The organism is Streptomyces sp. NPDC018610, assembly GCF_044391765.1.
Classification (GTDB): Bacteria; Actinomycetota; Actinomycetes; order Streptomycetales; family Streptomycetaceae; genus Streptomyces.
Map to the genome: position 1 here is coordinate 78,773 of NZ_JBISAL010000015.1, position 15,858 is coordinate 94,630.

A 15,858-nucleotide genomic window follows, 5' to 3' on the forward strand; every position below is an offset into this window, starting at 1 on the left:
CGCGGACCGACGCCCCGGGTCTACGCCGCCCCGGCGCGCTGAACGCCACCGCCCGCCACGGGGGCCGGGCCCGCACCCCCGCCCCCCGGGGGGGGGTGCGGCCCGGGCCCGCTTCTTGTCGACGCCGACGGGCGCCTCTCCCCGGATCCGGCCGTCCCACGGGCGTCCCCCTCCGGGCCGGCCACCCGGACGCGGCACACCCGGGGATCGTCACCGCTCCCCCACCGCGCCGTGTCGGTGCGGTCCGTCCCGGTGCGTGGTGAGGCGGGCGATCGCCCCGATCTCGAGAGCGGTCCACATCGCGCCGTCCGGGCCCTGGGCGATGCCGTGGGGTTCCGAGGACGGGCTGGGGAGATCGTGTTCGTCGATGCGGCCGTCAGGGGTGATCCGTCCGACGCGGTTGGCCCCCCACTCGGTGAACCAGCAGTTCCCGTCGGCGCCGGCGGCGATGGCGTGCGGGCGTGACGCGGGGTCGGGCAGGGGGAACTCGTCGATCTTCCCGTCCGGCGTGATCCGTCCGATCCGGCCGGCCCCGATCTCGACGAACCACAGAGCCCCGTCGGCGCCCGCCGTGATGCCGACCGGGGCCCCGCCGGGCGTCGGCAGGGGATGGACGGTGACGGCCCCGTCGCGCGCGATGGCGCCCACCGCGTTCGCCTGGTTCATCGTGAACCACAGCCGGTCGTCCGGGCCGGCCGTGATGGCCGACGGGAAGGCCCCCGACACCGGCAGGGGGAACTCGGTGATGCGCCCGTCGGTCGTGATGCGGCCGATGCGGTCGGCGCCCGCTTCGGTGAACCACAACGCGTCATCGGGTCCCGCCGCGATCCCGAAGGGCCCGGCCTCCGGAGTCGGCAGGGGGAACGAGGTGACGTCTCCGGCGGTGGTCATGCGGCTGATGCGATGGCCGCGGAACTCGGTGAACCACAGCGCGTCATCCGGTCCCGCCGTGATGATCGACGGTCCGCCGGAGGCCGGTTCGAGCTGGTGGGAGGTGATCTCGCCGGCTGGTGCGACCCTGCCGATCCGTCCGTGACGGACCATGGTGAACCACATCGCACCGTCCGGTCCGGCGGTGATCCCGTACGGCCCGGCCTCACGGTCGGAGACGGGGAACTCCGTGAGGGAGACGGTCGGGTGATGCGTCATGGTCGGCTTCCTTCGACGGGCGGACGGCAGTGGTGCACGACTGCGGATGCTACTGAGCCCCGACGGGTGACGTCCGGGCCGCGCCCGTACCGAGGGAGGCAGAGGGATCCCGCGGCCCCCGGCCAAGGGCCGCTGGTCGCCCTTCCGGTCGTCGCCGCCCCAGCACGCCGGGGGTCCTCCCCGGACCGCGGGCCACCACGCCGCGCCTCGCTATCCCCGATGGGCCTCGGTGTCGCCGTTGACGGTGCGCAGGGTCAGGCGGTGCCGGTGGTCCGCGGGGCCGGCGGCCGGGACGTCCACGGAGGAACGGCCGTTGACGGTTCTCGCGTCGGCCGCGTACGGCGGGGCGTCCGCCGGGAGGGTCACGCGCACGGAGCCGTTGCGGGTGACGCCGTCGAGCGTGTCGGGCGAGGTCGCGCACAGCAGGTCGACGTCGCCGTTGACCGTCTCCGCGCCCACGCCGCGCGCCTCGAGGCCGGTCGCGCGGACGGAGCCGTTACGGGTCACCAGGTGCTGGCGGGCCCCTCTCGTGCCCGAGTCCTGCACGGTGACGTCGCCGTTGACGGTGCTCAGGCTCAACTGGCCCCGCACACCGCTCACGTCGATCCCGGCGTCGCGGGCCCGCACGGTGAGCGAGACACCGGTGGGCACGTGGACGAGCGGCATCCCGCCGCAGTTGTCCCTGGCCCGCTCGTCGCCCTCGTCGCAGGGCAGGTCGAGGGTGTGCGTGCTGCCGTCCCCGTCCCAATGGGCGAGGGTCGCGTCGTCCACCGTGACACTGTCGTCGTCCGTCCCGACGACCCGTACGCCGCCCTGGGTGGTGATGAGGAGACGGCTGCCGTCCGAGAGAGCGGCCTTCTCGAACTCCCCGCCGTGTTCGCCGTGGACGGCGCCGGGCAGCGGCCGGTCGCCACCGCCGTGGTCGCAGGCGGTCAGCGCGAGGAGCGGAACCAGCGCGCACCCGGCCCAGGCCGCGCGGCCGGCATGACGAGACTCCCGCCCGGTGTTCGGACGGCCCGGACTGTTCCACTGTGACGTCATGGCATGCGTATGCCCGGCAGGACGGACTTCACCGAGGGGGCGGCCGCCCGCCCGCGGAGACCGAGTTCACCGAGGGGGCGGCCACCTGGGGGACTCAGTCCGCCGCCGATGCCCGTCGCGGTGACGCTCTCACGCACCGGGGCGTCAACGGAAGGGCGCCGGTATCGTCGCGGACGTGATCCATGAGGGAAGGGCGGACATGGCCCAGGGCGCTCCGACGACAGCTCGCCTGCGCGAAGTACTGAACCGCGCCGGGCACGTCGTGATCATCGAGGGGCCGCCTGCCGAGGCGGACTCCGCCGACGTGGCGCGGACCGTGGTGACCGGTGCCGACATCGCCGGCTTGGGCCGGCTGCTGGCCCTTGTGGACGGCGGCACCGGCGACCGGTGCCTGTGCGACGGCTGGCCGACGATCATGGTTCACGACGAGAGGGGCGGGCCGATCGCCTGCTGGACGCTGCACCACCAGTCCGGCATCCGGGGGGTCGGGGACTGCGATGCCGACCTGCGCGACGGTCCGGCACTCACCGAGTGGCTGGCGGAGCGGGGCCTGACCCGATCCCGCGAGGTCCAGGCGGAACTGGCCGCGCGGGAGGCCGAGGTGGAGCGGCGTCGGCTGCGTTGGCTCCGGGCCGCGCCCGCCGGGCTGCGCGACGCGGCCATGGATGTCTGCGCCCCGCCGGGAAGCGACCTGGGAGCCTCGTCGGATCGGCTCCGCGACGCCACGGCCCGGCTCGCCGCACTCGTCCATCAGCACTGTCCCGACGGGATCGAGCGGATCCGCGTCCTGCTCGCCTGGGCGGGGATCGCCGCCAGGGAGTCCACCGGCGGCCTGAAGTGGTACGACCTGGCGATCCAGCGGATGCTGCTCGCCGAAGACCCCGAGCTCGTGCTCTCCGCGCTCGTCAGCCGCCCGCCGGGTCCGGCCCGACTCGACGGTGCGAGGACTCTTCGCCTCTTCGGAATGGACCGCAGCACATGGCAAGGAGCTGCCCGAGCCGCTGAGTGCGATGCTGATCGGGCACATCGAGGCGGACGGCACCGGGCCCATGAGGTTCCGTATGCGTCACAGCTACTACGGCGCCCGGCGACCCGAGAACTGAGGAAGGACCAGTTGACTCCGCATTCCCTCGCCTTCTACACGGATGTGATCACGTCCGGGACGGTGCTCGGCGCCAAGCCGACGGACAGTCCCGACCAGGTCACCGCGATCCTGGGTCCCGACTTCGCCGAGAACTCCTTCGACGACCTGAGCATGTGGCGCGACTACGGGATGGTCGAGTTCTTCTGGAGTCGGGAATCGCGCGAACACGCCTGGGTGGGGCACCACTTCACCCTCCAGGTGCATCGGCTCTCGTCCTTGGGCGGCAGCACCGTCAACGGCGCCGTTCGCGCACGGTACGGCCGCTTCGACCGCCGTCTCCGCTTCGACAGACTGGAGCGGCTGCTGGCCAGGCGTGGCGTGCGCATGGAGGCCGTCCCGGACCCGAACGCCCCGGCCTGCGCCCTGCACTGGCAACCCGACTCCCAGGTGTCCGTCATGACGTGCGAAGTGCCCGAGAGGGGCGAACGCCGCCGGTACGGCGGCCGGCGTGTCGGCGACGTGTACGCCGTCTCGTCATCGATGAGCGCCGAGCAGGTGACTCTGTACAGGAAACGCTACGGCGCCAGAACTCCTGGCGGCTCCTCCCCGGGAAGAGCACCCCGCACACCACGGACAGGGCCACTCCGGTGACAGCCCTCCGGCCTGCCCCAGGAAGGTGACCACGGCGAAGTGGACCCGACGGGACAGCGGTCCGCCGGCGAAGTCCACGAAGCCGTAGCAGACCGCGGAAGCCAACGCGAGCAAGGCACCGAGTAAGGCACCCGTCCGCTCCAGGTGCCCGGTCCCGCCGTCTCGATCCGCCGGGGTGGTCACGCTAGTCGGCGAAGCCGGTCACCGGTGGGCTCGTGGCCGGGGTGCCCGCGCCGCGCCCTGGATCGTCTGCCTCGGCACGGGCTCGGCGGGGGCGTGGTCGGGATCAGGCGTCCGTGAGGGTGCGCCGGGGGGCGGCGCGGGTCTCGTTCCCGGTGGCGGCTGTCCGGCGTCCCGGGGTGAGCGTGGTCAGTGCCACCCCGCTCACCAGCAGCGCGGCCGCGCACCAGCGCAGCGGACTGACCGACTCGTCGAGGAACAGGGCCGCCGCGGACATCCCGAAGACGGGGACGAGCAGCGAGAACGGCGCGACCGTGGACGCCGGGTGGCGGCGCAGCAGCCACCCCCAGGCGCCGAAGCCGAACACGGTCGCGCCCCAGGCGACGTAGAGGAGCGTGCCCGCGCCCGCCCAGTCGAAGCCGCGCAGCGCGGCGAGGTCGGCGGAGGGGCCCTCGGTGAGGAGGGAGAGGAGCAGCAGAGGCAGCACCGGCACCGTCGACACCCAGACCATCCAGTTCAGGGCGTCGGGCGGGGCCGCCTTGCGGGTCAGGACGTTGGACACGCCCCAGCAGGCCGCCGCGGCGATGACGATCAGGAAGGCGCCCAACGGGCCGGACGTCCCCTCGTCGACGGCCGCGGCGCCGATGCCCGCGAGGGCGATCAGCATGCCCAGGAGCCGTACGCCGGTGGGGCGTTCGCCCAGGGCGACGGCGGCGAACAGGGCCGTGAAGACGGCCTGGATCTGCAGCACCAGCGAGGACAGCCCGGCTGGCATGCCCGCGTCCATGCCGATGAAGAGCAGGCCGAACTTGGCCACGCCCAGCGCCAGTCCCACCGCCACGATCCACTTCCACGCCACCTTGGGGCGGCCCACGAAGAACACGGCGGGCAGCGCGGCCACCAGGAAGCGCAGGGCGGAGAAGAGCAGCGGCGGGAAGTGGTCGAGGCCGATCTCGATGACGGTGAAGTTCACGCCCCAGACGGCCGCGACGAGCACCGCGAGGAGAAGGTGGGAAGGTCGCATGGGTCGAGGATCGTCTCCCACGACCATGTAGCACCAGCGATGATTGCTGCATGGTTGGATGAAGCATCGCTAACCGTCGACCCGGCGAGGAGTCCACCGTGCTCGATCTGCAGCGCCTGCGCGCCCTGCACGCCGTCTCCGTGCACGGCACCGTCGCCGCGGCCGCCGCAGCGCTCGGCTTCACGCCCTCCGCCGTGTCCCAGCAGATCGCCAAGCTGGAGCGGGAGACGCGCACCGTGCTGCTGGAGCGGGAGGGGCGCGGAGTGCGGCTGACCGACGAGGCGCACCAACTGGTGGAGACGGCGGCCGAGTTGCTGGCTCTCGTGGAGCGGGCGGAAACCCGTCTGGAGGAGCGGCGCGGGGTTCCGGCGGGCCGGCTGACCGTCGCCGCCTTCGCGTCGGCGGCGCGCGGCCTCATGCCCCCCGTCCTGGCCGATCTCGCGGTGCGGCACCCCGCCCTGGACACCCGGCTCAGCGAGGTCGACCCGCACCTGTCGGTGGCTCTGGTGGCCAAGGGCGCCGTCGACCTGGTCGTCGCGCACGACTGGGACATCGCCCCGCTGCCCGCGCCGGCGGGTGTGGAGCAGGCGGTGATCGGCGACGACCCGTGCGCTCTGGTCGTCCCCGAGGGGCATCCCTTCGCGGGGCGGACGGCCGTGCGGCGGGAGGAGCTGGGCGGGCAGCGGTGGGTCTGCCAGCCGCCGGGGCGGGTCTGCCACGACTGGCTGGTCCGCACCCTGCGTTCCGCCGGGCACGAACCGGAGATCGTCCACCAGGCCGAGGAGAACCCGACGCTGGTCGCCCTGGTCGCCGCCGGGCTCGGCATCTCCCTGATCCCCCGCCTGGGCCGCGGCCCGTTGCCGCCCGGGGTGGTGGAGGTACCGCTCGACCCGATGCCGGTACGCCGCCTGTACGCCCTGTGGCGCACCGGCGCGGCCCGCCGCCCGGCCATCGCCGAGACGGTCCGCACGCTGCGCGCGCACTGGCCGCGGGTCTCGCCGCACACGGACGCGCTCTCCGCCGCCGCACAGTCCTGGCCGGAGCGGTAGCCGTAGCCGCGCCCTCCGTCGCCTGACGGGTCACGGGCGAACCCGACCCGCTGCCGGTGGACCGCTGGATCCGGCAGATCCGTACAGCAGCCTCGAGGAACAAGGGGACAGCGGCGACGGCGAGTACTGGTCCTGGCGTCCCGCCGGTGGTCCACGGCTCCGCGAGGGTTCGGGGCCGCGTCCTCAGCGGCGCAAGGTGGTCTCCCGCTCCAGGTGCGACAGCTTCTCGGGGTTGCGCACGGCGTAGAGCCCGGTGACGAGGCCGTCGTCGACGCGCATCGCGATGACGGTGTCGATCGCGCCGTCCAGCCGGACGATCAGCGCCGGGTCGCCGTTGACGTGTGTCGGCCGCAGTGACAGCGCAGGGGCGATCCTGCCCAGCACCCGGGCCACCTGGTCGGCCCCCACGACGGGCGCCGACGCGGCCCGCACGACTCCGCCGCCGTCGGTCAGCAGGACGACGTCCGGCGCGAGGATGTCGAGCAGGCGTCGCAGATCGCCCGTCTCGACGGCCCGCTGGAACGCCTCGACGGTGCGGCGGGTCTCGGCGGCGGTGGCGGCCCCGCGCGGTCGGCGCGCGGCGACATGGGCCCGTGCCCGGTGGGCGATCTGGCGGACCGCGGCCGGACTCTTGCCGACGGCCTCGGCGATCTCGCCGTACCCGAGGTCGAACACCTCGCGCAGCACGAACACCGCCCGCTCGGTCGGGGCGAGCGTCTCCAGTACCAGCAGCATCGCCATCGAGACGCTGTCGGCCAGCTCGACGTCCTCGGCCACGTCGGGTGAGGTGAGCAACGGCTCGGGCAGCCAGGGGCCGACGTAGGACTCCTTGCGCCGGCCGAGCGTGCGCAGATGGCTCAGCGCCTGCCGGGTGGTGATCCGGACCAGGTACGCCCGCTGGTCCCGCACGGTGTCGGGATCGACGCCCGCCCACCGCAACCAGGTCTCCTGGAGGACGTCCTCGGCGTCGGCGGCGGAGCCGAGCATCTCGTAGGCGACGGTGAACAGCAGGTTGCGGTGGGCGACGAACGCCCGGGTGACGCCGTCCGTGCGGTCGCCGCGCGCGACCGGCTCGGAGGGGCCGCTCGTCCCGTCGCTCGTGGTTCGGTCGTTCATCGCCGGCTCCTGTCCGTTCGCTGTCGACTACGCCGTACACCAGACGCCGGCCCCCACCGCTCTGTGACGCCCGCGGTCGGTGACGCACGCCACATCCCCGCGTCGTCACAAGGACCGGGCCGTCGGCATCTCGTGTTCGTCCGGTACGGCAGTGCGCGACACCACGAGTGAGGACGACGTCATGGAACCCCGTTTCAACCTGTTCGACAGCCCGACCGCCGCGAAGGTCGCCAAGCGGTTCTACAACACCTCGTCGGCCCTGGAAGGGGCGACGCTGCCCAAGGCCCTGCGGGAACTGGTGGCGCTGCGGGTCGGCCAGATCAACGGCTGCGGATTCTGCGTCGACGTCCACACCAAGGAGGCCGCAGCCGCCGGTGAGAGCGCGCTGCGGCTCAACCTGGTCGCCGCCTGGCGGCACAGCACCGTGTTCACCGAGGCCGAACGGGCCGCGCTGGCGCTCACCGAGGAAGGCACGCGGCTCGGCGACCACGGCGTGTCCGACGAGACCTGGGCCGAGGTGCGCGAGCACTACGACGACGACCAGGTCGGCGCCCTGGTCTGCCTGGTCTCCCTGATCAACGCGGCCACCCGGATGAACGTGATCGTGCACAACCCGGGCGGCTCCTACGAGCCCGGCATGTTCGCCGACACGTCGAGCTGACGTACGCCGAGCCGACGGGGAGGCGAAGCGAGGTCCGTGCCATGACCGTCCGGGCCCGCGCACGCCACAGGCGGCGAGGGTCGGCACCGTCCCTCGCCGCGCGAAGCGTCGTCGGCGCCCCGTCAGGTCGGCCGGGACGGGGTGGGGGACGGCCCGGACGGGGCGGGTGGGGGCGCGGTGGTTCACGGGCACCGGGGCGCGCCGACGTCCCCGACCATCCAGACCTCGCCGCGGTGCCGGCCCGTGGTCAGCAGGAGCCAGAAGGAGTACCCGTCGTCGGACCCGAGGACGACGGACCCGTGGCTGTACGTGGCGTCGATCCGCGGGTCCTCGGGGACGACCGTCTCGTCGTCCTCCCAGGACCAGGCTTCCTCTGGAGGAAGCGGTTCCCCGGGTCGGCGCGGTCCGAGGTCGGGCCAGCTCGCGGGCAGCCGGCCGAGTGGTTGCAGACCGCCGTCCTCGGCGGGTCCGAGGCCGGACCCGTCACCGATCTCCGCGACGAACGTCCGGTACGGCTCCGGAAGCCGCACCCGATTCTCGGCCTCCCACGCCGCGACGGCTTCGTGGCCGAGCGCGGGCTCGCGCCACTCCGGTGGGAACGCCGCGCGCAGGAAGGCGAGAACAGCTTCGGCGGGACGCTGATCAGGTGTGTCTGTCACGTCTGTCACAGCGGCATGCTGCCGGAGGGGGCTGACGAAGCAGGTCCGCCGGGGCGATCGCCCCGGCGTCCGGCCGGTGCCGTCACGCCCGCCGGAGGGCGACGGGTGCCCATTCCTCCGCCCAGGTCTCCGACCAGCACCGGACGTTCCCGTCGACCAGGGCGGCCACATGCAGGTTCCCGTCGCGCCCGACGTGCAGGCCGACGAGCCGGGCCGGTCCGGCGTGCAGGAGATGCGTCCTGGTCGGCTCCGACGCCTCCCTCCCGACGTTCGTCTCCGTCACGACGGTGAGTCCTTCCGGCCCCGCCGTGGCGCGGGCGATGCCCTGCCGGATGCCGCGCAGTTCGACGCGCGAACTCGCCTCCCGGGAGGATTCGACGCTCTGCCACGGCGCCCCCGAGTGATGTCTGCTCAGGCTGAACCGGGTGCCGTCCGCCGTGACGAGCGCGGCCTCCAGTTCGCCCCAGCCACGATGCAGCGCGATCGTCCCCCGGACCGCCGCCACGGCGCGGACCGTCGCCCATTCCGGCAGGTGGCCGGGGTGCGCTGGCCAGGTGCAGTGGACGACCCGGTCGGGTTCGGCGACCAGGACGGCGGCGCGGCCGGCCGCGTCCCAGGCCGCCGCGAGGACACGGGAGCCGGGTGCGGCCGCGAACTCCTCCTGCCGCGGTGGGGAGCCGTCAGACGACAGCCGCAGGCACAGGACGCCCTCGGGCTGGGCCGTCCACACCAGGACCTCACCCCGGGCGGAGCCCAGGACCGCCAGGCCCCGGGCGTGCCCGGTCCGCACCGTCCAGCCGCTGTCGCGGTCGCCGGTCCACAGCAGGCCGCCGCCGTCGACGGCCGCGACGACGACGTCCCCCCGCGCGTCCCGGACCGTCGCCAGTTCGCGGACGTCCAGCGGCCGGCCGTCGTGCGGCAGGAGTGGGCTGCCGCCCGGACCGCCATCGGGGGCGACGGCGGTGAACCAGCGCGGACCGCGGTCACCACCGACGGCCACCACCGGGCGGTCCAGGGCATCGGTGGTGAGCGCCATGCACAGCTGCCCGGGGTCCGGATCCGCCGCGACGAGTCGCCGCAGCTCCTCCACCCAGGGCAGCAGCCGTCCGGGCCGCTTCGACGGATCCGTGTCGAGGGCCCGCAGGAGACATGCGGCGACGCCGTCGGAGTAGCCGACCGCGGCGAGTTCCTCCGGCACCGCCGCCGCGAGGTCCTGGACCCGCTCGTAAAGGGGCAGATGGGGCAGCAGCAGGACCCGCGCCAGGACCCCTACACCGAGACAGTCCTTGGAACGGCCAGGCAGTTGGCCGTGTGTCTCCTCGTCCGGTGTGGCGTAGCCGGGGGTGCTCACCACCACGCTGATGGCCTGGTCCAGCCGGGTGAGGAAGGTCAGGTCGATCAGGAAGGGGGTGCCCGCGCCGTCGACCAGGACGTTCCCGCCCGAGATGTCGCGGTGCGTCCAGCCGGCGTCGTGCAGCTCGTCGATGATCCGGCTGAGGCGGACCAGCACCCGCAGTCTCTCGGCCGGCGGGTCCGTGCTCTCACGGGCCCACTGGTCGACACGGCGGGTGCCTTCCTGCCACGGGCCGATCAGGTACACCCCGCCGGGCTCGGTCGGCTCGCCCCTGACGTGCGGCTGCACGCCGTCGATGCAGGTGGAGCGGATCAGCCCGGCGATGGTGATCCCGTTGGCCGCGTGCACGCTGTCGTTCCAACGACCGCGCCAGACGCCCAGTTTCTCCGGTGACTCCAGGGCCTCGGTGGGGAGGATCTTGACGGCATGGGAGGTCCGGGTCCCGTCCCGCCAGGTGCGGCGGGCCCGCCACAACTCCCCCTCGCCGCCGCGGTGGAAGAGCTCCCGCAGCTCGTACTCGTCGGGATTCGACGCGGGGCCGAAGGTGTGGCCGCGCCTCCAGATCGATGTCTCGCTCATCTTCACGCCCTGTAGACGAAGCCGAAGTCGGGAACTGCTGCGGGGGCGGACGCACCGGCGGGCGGCGCCGGAGGCCGCGGCCCGACGGGCGGCGCCGGAGGCCGCGGGTCCTCGCCGGTGTCCGTCGCGGGTGTGCCCCAACCGTCCGCCGGCTGGGGGTCGCCGCCGGTGTCCGCGGCGGGGGTGCCCCACCCGTCCACGGGCTGCAGGTCGCCGCCGACGTCCGCGGCAGGAGCGTCCCACCCGTCCGCCGGCCGCGGGTTCCCGCCTGTGTCCGTGGCAGGGGTGCCCCACTCGTCCACGGGCGCGTCCACGGGCGGCCCTTGTTCGGGCACTGTGGGCGTCCGCACCTGACCCCTGGGATCCGGCACGGTCGGGGTGCGCGCCGCGTGCGCCGCCGCGTCGGGCACGGGCACGGCCGGGGGCCGTACGAACGCGGCGGCGGGGGCGTCCGCGTGGGCCGGCGGTGCGTCCGGGTGGGCCGGCGGTGCGTCCGGGTGGGCCGACCGGTGCCGCACCGGGGCGGCCGTCAGCCGTGCGGCCAGCTCCTCGAGACACGCGGTGAGCCTCGACACCTGTTGCCTTCGCCAGTCGGCGTCACCCGCCTGTTCCGGGGTGCCGTCGGCCACACCGTCCAGACACCGGCCCAGAGCCACGAGGGCGGGCTCGATGTCCCGCGGCACGTCACGCCCGGTCCGGGGCCGGAACGCCTGGAGATCCCGGATGAAGTTGAGCTGCCCGGTCGAAGTGTCCCCCTTACGGATCGCGCGGGCGATCGCCCGCGCGAGATCGGCCTGATCGAAGAGGCCGCCGCCGAGCACCCGCCGGGCCTCCTCGTCGGCCTTCATGCTCGCCTCGACGATCCGTCCCGCCTCCGCTCCCGGTCCGGTCGCTCCGAACGGCGCGGGAACGCTCGTACCGGCCCGCGGACGCGTGCTCGTGACGTCCCGCTGCCGGTCTCCCAGCGCGCGCAGCGCCTCGGCGGCCGCCGGGGAGACCGTGCCGCCCACCGCGGGGCCCTCCGAGAGGACGACCCGGCGGGAGGTGCCCGCGCCCAGCTCGGAGAACTCGCGGACGAGGACCCCGAGACCGCCGATCGCCGCCGCGTCGCCACCGCCGACCCGGCTCAGCTCGCGCAGCAGCAGATGGTCCGGGGACAGGCCCTTGCCGTCGTGGTTCCCCTCGGCCAGCCAGGCCCGGTACAGCCCCTCGGTGCTGATGCCCACCGCGTGCACCCGGATGCCGCTGTCGCGGTGCAGGTGCTCCATCAGGCTGACCGGTTCCTGGATCGCCTGGACGACCTCCCCGAGCCCCTGGTCCCCCTTCGGCCGCCAGTCGCCTCCGTCGCTGATGAGCACGATCCGCTTCTCGTTGCCCGGCGCGCCGTACCGGTGCAGTACGTTCGCCGCCTCGTGCAGGGCGTTGCCGATGTCGGTGCGCGCCAGGCGGATGGGCCTGATGTCGGCGACGGCGGCCTCGAACTCCGCGACCAGGGAGGCGGGGGAGTCCGCGTCGAAGTCGCTCATGCCGCCGCCGCGCGGAAACACCTGCCAGGCGCTGTCGGTGAACTCCATCAGGGCGATCCGCGAGGTCCTGCCCCGCAGCCGCCGCCGCTCCTCCAGCAGGTACCGCAGGGATTCACGCAGCGCCTGCGCCCGTTCCTTCTTCGGCGGGCGACGGCCCGGCGGCGGAGGGGGCGTCCAGCCGGCGGGTTCGTCCGGTCCGGCCTCGCCGAGGAGGTCGTCGGCGGGGATGTCGGGAACCAGCATGGAGCCGCTGCAGTCGGCCAGCACCACCATGTCCACGCCGCGGCGGGCTCCGGAGACGAAGAGCTCGACGTCCGTGTCGCGACCGAACTCGGCCAGCACGTCCCGCCGTTCCCCGCTGTCCAGGACGCTCACCCGGTAGGGGAGCTCGCCGACGGTCAGCCACGTCTCGTCCTCGGCGGCGGGCACCCACAGCAGACGGCCGGGCAGCCGGGCGTCCGTCAGCGCGGCCGCTGCCTCGTCCGCGGTCGCCTCCGAGGCGGATTCCAGACGTACCCGGCGCAAGGGCACCACCGGGACCTGCCCGAGACTCCACCGCGAGACGTCCGCGAGGTCGTCGAGTCCGGTCTCGGCGGCGAGTTCACCCCCCAGGGCGACGACGCCCGAGGGCACCGCCGCGACCGGGACCAGGCGCACGGCGAGCCGGAGTTCCCCGCCCGCCGCGTCCAGGGTCAGCAGCGCCGGCAGCCCGGCGGTCGGGGTGTCGCTAGGCAGGTCGGCCGGGCAGACGCCCAGGCGCTGTCCCTGGACGGCGCCGCCGTCGGACACCTGGAACAGCCGGTGGCTGTCCCCGTTCGGCAGCATCGCGTTCATCGGTTTCCCCTGCGCTGACCGTTCCTGTCGCCCGCGAGCCTGATCGTCACTCCCAGCTGTCCCGAGTAGGCCGTGAGACGGGAGGCTCCCCGGTCGGCGACCTCGCGGAGGTGCCCGGGGACCAGCACCCACAGCGTCGCCTCACGGCTGCGGTCCTGGGAGGTGATGGCGGGTTTGTACTCCTCCAGCCGCAGGCCGCGTGCGAGCTCGGCGCCGTACCGGGGATCCTGCGCGACGACCAGTTGCCGCAGCCTCTCGACCAGTTGCTCGCCCGTGCCCGCGCTGCCGCGCAGCTTGCCGAGTTCGCGGTCCCATCTGGTGGCCGCACGGTCCATGCCCCTGCCGAGGTCCCGCATGCCGTCGGCGTCCGCGCGGGAGCGTAGGGCGGCCAGCAGAGAGCGGACGCGCGTGTAGTCGACGGCCAGCTCCCGGTGGCCGCAGTTGCGCAGGGTGTGTCCGAACGCCTGGAGGGAGGGCAGGACGGGACGCCGCCTGCGGACCGCTCCGGCACAGATCTGACGCAGGAGTTCCTCGGCGGGCACATCGCGGACGCCGCCGTGGGCGCGGCACAGTCCGAGGCCGATCGCCTCCGGGCCGAAGACCTGCCACCGCCGGGCATGCCGAGTGCACGCCTTGAGCCCACACGGGCGTCGGTCGGGTCCGTGCCAGTCGCAGGCGATCGTGCCGGCGGCCGCGCAGCCGGGTTCCTCGCAGCCGGGGAAGGCGATCCGGTGGCAACCGGGGCAGTAGGGGGCGCCGGAGCCCTGAGGTGGTGTCGCGCGGTGCCGGGCGCACCAGGCGGTGCGGGAGCGGCACGAGGCGCCGGCGCACCAGAACGACGCGAGGTCGCCGCACTCCTGGCAGCGCGGGCGGTGGTCGGCGCAGGTGGCGGTGAGCGCGCCCTCCAGCAGTACGGCGTGATCGCCGCAGATCCGCCCGGACCCGCCGTCGGCCGCGCAGGCGTCGCAGCGCAGGCCGGCGCGGGGGGCGGGCCGCCGCGCGCGTGCGCAGACCTCGCACCGGTCGGCGGGTGCGGGCGCCTCGCGTACGGCGACGAGGCTGACGGTGGTGCGCGGGCCGGCCACGGCGGCGGCCGGGTCGAGCCGGACGATCTCCAGCCGGACCGTTCCCTGCGGGGCGTCCCAGGTGTGGACCGGGGTCCGGCTGAGGTCGCGGCCGTGGAGGCTGGGTTCGAGCGCGTTCCACAGGGCCCCGAAGTCTTCGGGGCCCTGCATCGGCACGGTCCACGCGGTCAGGTCGAGGACGGCCTCGATCTGCGCCGTCGGTGCCTGGGTCACTGGGGGTCCTTCCGTCCGGCACGTTCGCCCGGGTTGCCGCCGGGGTGCTTGGGGTCGCGGTCGCGTCGCCCGCCGCCACGCGTCGGGCGCTGCCGGGGCCGCCCTTCGTCGCGGCCGGGGCGGGCGCCGGACCGGCGGGGCGCCGCGGCCCGCCGGTCCGCGCTGTCGGGGGCGTCGGCGCCTCGGGTGTCCTCGGTGATGTCCGCGGGGGCGGCTCCGGCGGCGAGCATCCGGCCCCAGTCGTCCAGCAGCAGCCGCAGTCGGCCCGGCGAGGTGCGCTCCAACTCGTCGTGCACCGCGGCGCCGGGTCGTGGGTCGCACAGGCCCTGCTCGGCGCGGGCGGCCAGGCCGGTGCGGTCGCGTGCCGCGCGACGCAGCAGGTCCTGGGTCCGCAGGTCGCGCAGGCCCAGGTCGGGCAGGTCCAAGGGGGCAAGCAACGGGAGGAGCTCGAGGGCCGTGGCGTCCAGGAGGGAGAGTTCGGGCAGCAGGTCCCTGAGCAGACGCCGACCCGCCTGGCGGGCGGACACCTCCGCGGCCGCGGTGGCGGCCGGTCCTCGTGTGCCGGTCTCCTTCGCGGGCCTCTTCCCTTCCCGTGGCCCGGTCGGCAGGAAGCGGGCCCGCAGGCCGTGCACCACGGCGCGGGTGCGGTTGACGTCGATGACGTCCTGGGGGACGTGCCGTTCGCGCCGGCCATCGGCGGCCATGCGCCGGGCCCTGAGGACGAGGGCGTCCAGCAGCAGGGCCTGCGCCCGGGTGTCGGCGAGCGCGGCCTGCGCGTCGACGCAGCGGACCAGCACCTGCGCCGGTCCGTCCACCGTCCGTGGGACGGGTACGACGTCCATCCGGGACAGGTCGGATATGCCGTCGGTCCGGCGCAGTTCGGCCTGGAAGCGGTGCAGGTACCGGGCGTCGGCGGAGGGCAGGAAACGGGTCGTCAGGTGTTCTCGTGACTCGATCAGGCGCCGTGAGCCGGCCCGGTCCGCGGCGCCGCCGACCCGGGCCCGGCCGGTCAGCGCGATCAGTGTGGGGCTGTGCCGGCGCAGCAGGTTGACCAGGACGGCCTGTTCGACGTCGTCGAGGATGTGCAGCCCGTGCCGGTCGCCGGCCAGGGGCGCGTGCGGACCGGCGGCATCCCGCTGGACGCCCGCGGGCAGCAGGACTCCGCCGTACGCGCGGGCGACGCGGGCCAGGCCGGCGTTCACCTCGGCGAGGTGGCCGAAGACCTGTGCCCGGGAGGCGGGCGTGCCCAGCCAGGCGCCGTCCAGCCGTAGCGTCAGCAGGCCGGGGACCGTGTCGTGCGGTCGGACCTCGGCCGTCGGTGCGAACGCCGGTGCCGGGGGCAGCCGGACCGAGCGTACGACGGCTCCGGCGTCCACTCCGGCCACCACGGCCGAGGTGAGGAGTGAGTGCCGGGTCGGTCCCACCCGGGTCAGACTTACCAGCATGTGATCGGACATCCCAACGTCGTGGAGAGTCGTGGAGAGGAGGAGGGGCGGGTGCGGTCTCGGTCGGAGGCCCCGCGCGGCACCGTCCGGGTCTCGCGGGCTCGAGCCCGGGGAGACCGGGTCCGCCTCCGCCGGGACCCGGCCGCGCTCAGACGGGGCTCGGCTGAGAGTCCGACAGGGCTTCTGGTGACGACCGGCTGAGAGTTCT

The 15,858-nt window shown here is 74.4% G+C and carries 12 protein-coding genes; 3 read left to right on the forward strand and 9 right to left on the reverse strand.

Features of this window, described 5'->3' with window-relative positions; genetic code table 11:
- Positions 1-210 precede the first annotated feature (210 nt).
- Positions 211-1,149: a virginiamycin B lyase gene (locus ACH5A8_RS31850; protein WP_399007469.1), complete on the reverse strand. Its 939-nt coding sequence runs from the start codon at positions 1,147-1,149 to the stop codon at positions 211-213.
- A gap of 210 nt (positions 1,150-1,359) precedes the next feature.
- Positions 1,360-2,190: a DUF4097 family beta strand repeat-containing protein gene (locus ACH5A8_RS31855; RefSeq protein WP_399007470.1), complete on the reverse strand. Its 831-nt coding sequence runs from the start codon at positions 2,188-2,190 to the stop codon at positions 1,360-1,362.
- A gap of 175 nt (positions 2,191-2,365) precedes the next feature.
- On the opposite strand from ACH5A8_RS31855, the gene ACH5A8_RS31860 reads away from it, so the two are divergent.
- Entirely contained in the window at positions 2,366-3,925 is a 1,560-nt protein-coding gene (locus ACH5A8_RS31860; protein WP_399007471.1) for a hypothetical protein, read from the forward strand.
- A gap of 286 nt (positions 3,926-4,211) precedes the next feature.
- Here ACH5A8_RS31860 and ACH5A8_RS31865 read toward each other — a convergent pair whose 3' ends face one another.
- Complete coding sequence (locus ACH5A8_RS31865) at positions 4,212-5,129, reverse strand: EamA family transporter (RefSeq protein WP_399007472.1); 918 nt, start codon at positions 5,127-5,129, stop codon at positions 4,212-4,214.
- Between the two features lie 98 nt (positions 5,130-5,227).
- Between ACH5A8_RS31865 and ACH5A8_RS31870 the strand changes: the two genes are divergently transcribed.
- A complete protein-coding gene (locus ACH5A8_RS31870; RefSeq protein WP_399007473.1) occupies positions 5,228-6,178 on the forward strand; it encodes a LysR family transcriptional regulator in 951 nt (316 codons plus the stop codon).
- Positions 6,179-6,361: 183 nt separating this feature from the next.
- Here ACH5A8_RS31870 and ACH5A8_RS31875 read toward each other — a convergent pair whose 3' ends face one another.
- Entirely contained in the window at positions 6,362-7,294 is a 933-nt protein-coding gene (locus ACH5A8_RS31875; RefSeq protein ID WP_399007474.1) for an RNA polymerase sigma-70 factor, read from the reverse strand.
- Between the two features lie 181 nt (positions 7,295-7,475).
- Here ACH5A8_RS31875 and ACH5A8_RS31880 point away from each other — a divergent pair, with 181 nt between their 5' ends.
- Positions 7,476-7,955 carry a carboxymuconolactone decarboxylase family protein gene (locus ACH5A8_RS31880; RefSeq protein WP_399007475.1) on the forward strand — a complete coding sequence of 160 codons (480 nt, stop codon included), beginning with the start codon at positions 7,476-7,478 and terminating at the stop codon, positions 7,953-7,955.
- A 182-nt stretch (positions 7,956-8,137) separates the two neighbouring features.
- Here ACH5A8_RS31880 and ACH5A8_RS31885 read toward each other — a convergent pair whose 3' ends face one another.
- The 5 genes from ACH5A8_RS31885 to ACH5A8_RS31905 form a co-directional block, all read right to left on the reverse strand.
- Positions 8,138-8,623 (reverse strand): SMI1/KNR4 family protein, encoded by a 486-nt coding sequence (locus tag ACH5A8_RS31885; protein WP_399007476.1) that lies wholly within the window; start codon positions 8,621-8,623, stop codon positions 8,138-8,140.
- 73 nt (positions 8,624-8,696) lie between these two features.
- The gene (locus tag ACH5A8_RS31890) at positions 8,697-10,547 is read right to left on the reverse strand and encodes a hypothetical protein (protein ID WP_399007477.1); all 1,851 of its coding nucleotides are present in this window, start codon (positions 10,545-10,547) and stop codon (positions 8,697-8,699) included.
- A gap of 2 nt (positions 10,548-10,549) precedes the next feature.
- On the reverse strand, positions 10,550-12,907 hold the full coding sequence (locus ACH5A8_RS31895) for a hypothetical protein (RefSeq protein ID WP_399007478.1): 2,358 nt from the start codon (positions 12,905-12,907) through the stop codon (positions 10,550-10,552).
- Entirely contained in the window at positions 12,904-14,205 is a 1,302-nt protein-coding gene (locus ACH5A8_RS31900; protein ID WP_399007479.1) for a hypothetical protein, read from the reverse strand. Before ACH5A8_RS31900 ends, ACH5A8_RS31895 begins: the two co-directional genes overlap by 4 nt.
- A complete protein-coding gene (locus tag ACH5A8_RS31905; protein ID WP_399007480.1) occupies positions 14,202-15,650 on the reverse strand; it encodes a hypothetical protein in 1,449 nt (482 codons plus the stop codon). The genes ACH5A8_RS31900 and ACH5A8_RS31905 overlap by 4 nt, the downstream gene beginning before the upstream one ends.
- Positions 15,651-15,858 lie beyond the last annotated feature (208 nt).

Bases quoted from the DNA above. Each gene is read 5' to 3' on its own strand.
- ACH5A8_RS31855 (WP_399007470.1), bottom strand. From the start codon at position 2,190: ATGACGTCACAGTGGAACAGTCCGGGCCGTCCGAACACCGGGCGGGAG.
- ACH5A8_RS31850 (WP_399007469.1), bottom strand. From the start codon at position 1,149: ATGACGCATCACCCGACCGTCTCCCTCACGGAGTTCCCCGTCTCCGAC.
- ACH5A8_RS31890 (WP_399007477.1), bottom strand. From the start codon at position 10,547: ATGAGCGAGACATCGATCTGGAGGCGCGGCCACACCTTCGGCCCCGCG.
- ACH5A8_RS31865 (WP_399007472.1), bottom strand. From the start codon at position 5,129: ATGCGACCTTCCCACCTTCTCCTCGCGGTGCTCGTCGCGGCCGTCTGG.
- ACH5A8_RS31880 (WP_399007475.1), top strand. From the start codon at position 7,476: ATGGAACCCCGTTTCAACCTGTTCGACAGCCCGACCGCCGCGAAGGTC.
- ACH5A8_RS31895 (WP_399007478.1), bottom strand. From the start codon at position 12,907: ATGAACGCGATGCTGCCGAACGGGGACAGCCACCGGCTGTTCCAGGTG.
- ACH5A8_RS31905 (WP_399007480.1), bottom strand. From the start codon at position 15,650: ATGCTGGTAAGTCTGACCCGGGTGGGACCGACCCGGCACTCACTCCTC.
- ACH5A8_RS31875 (WP_399007474.1), bottom strand. From the start codon at position 7,294: ATGAACGACCGAACCACGAGCGACGGGACGAGCGGCCCCTCCGAGCCG.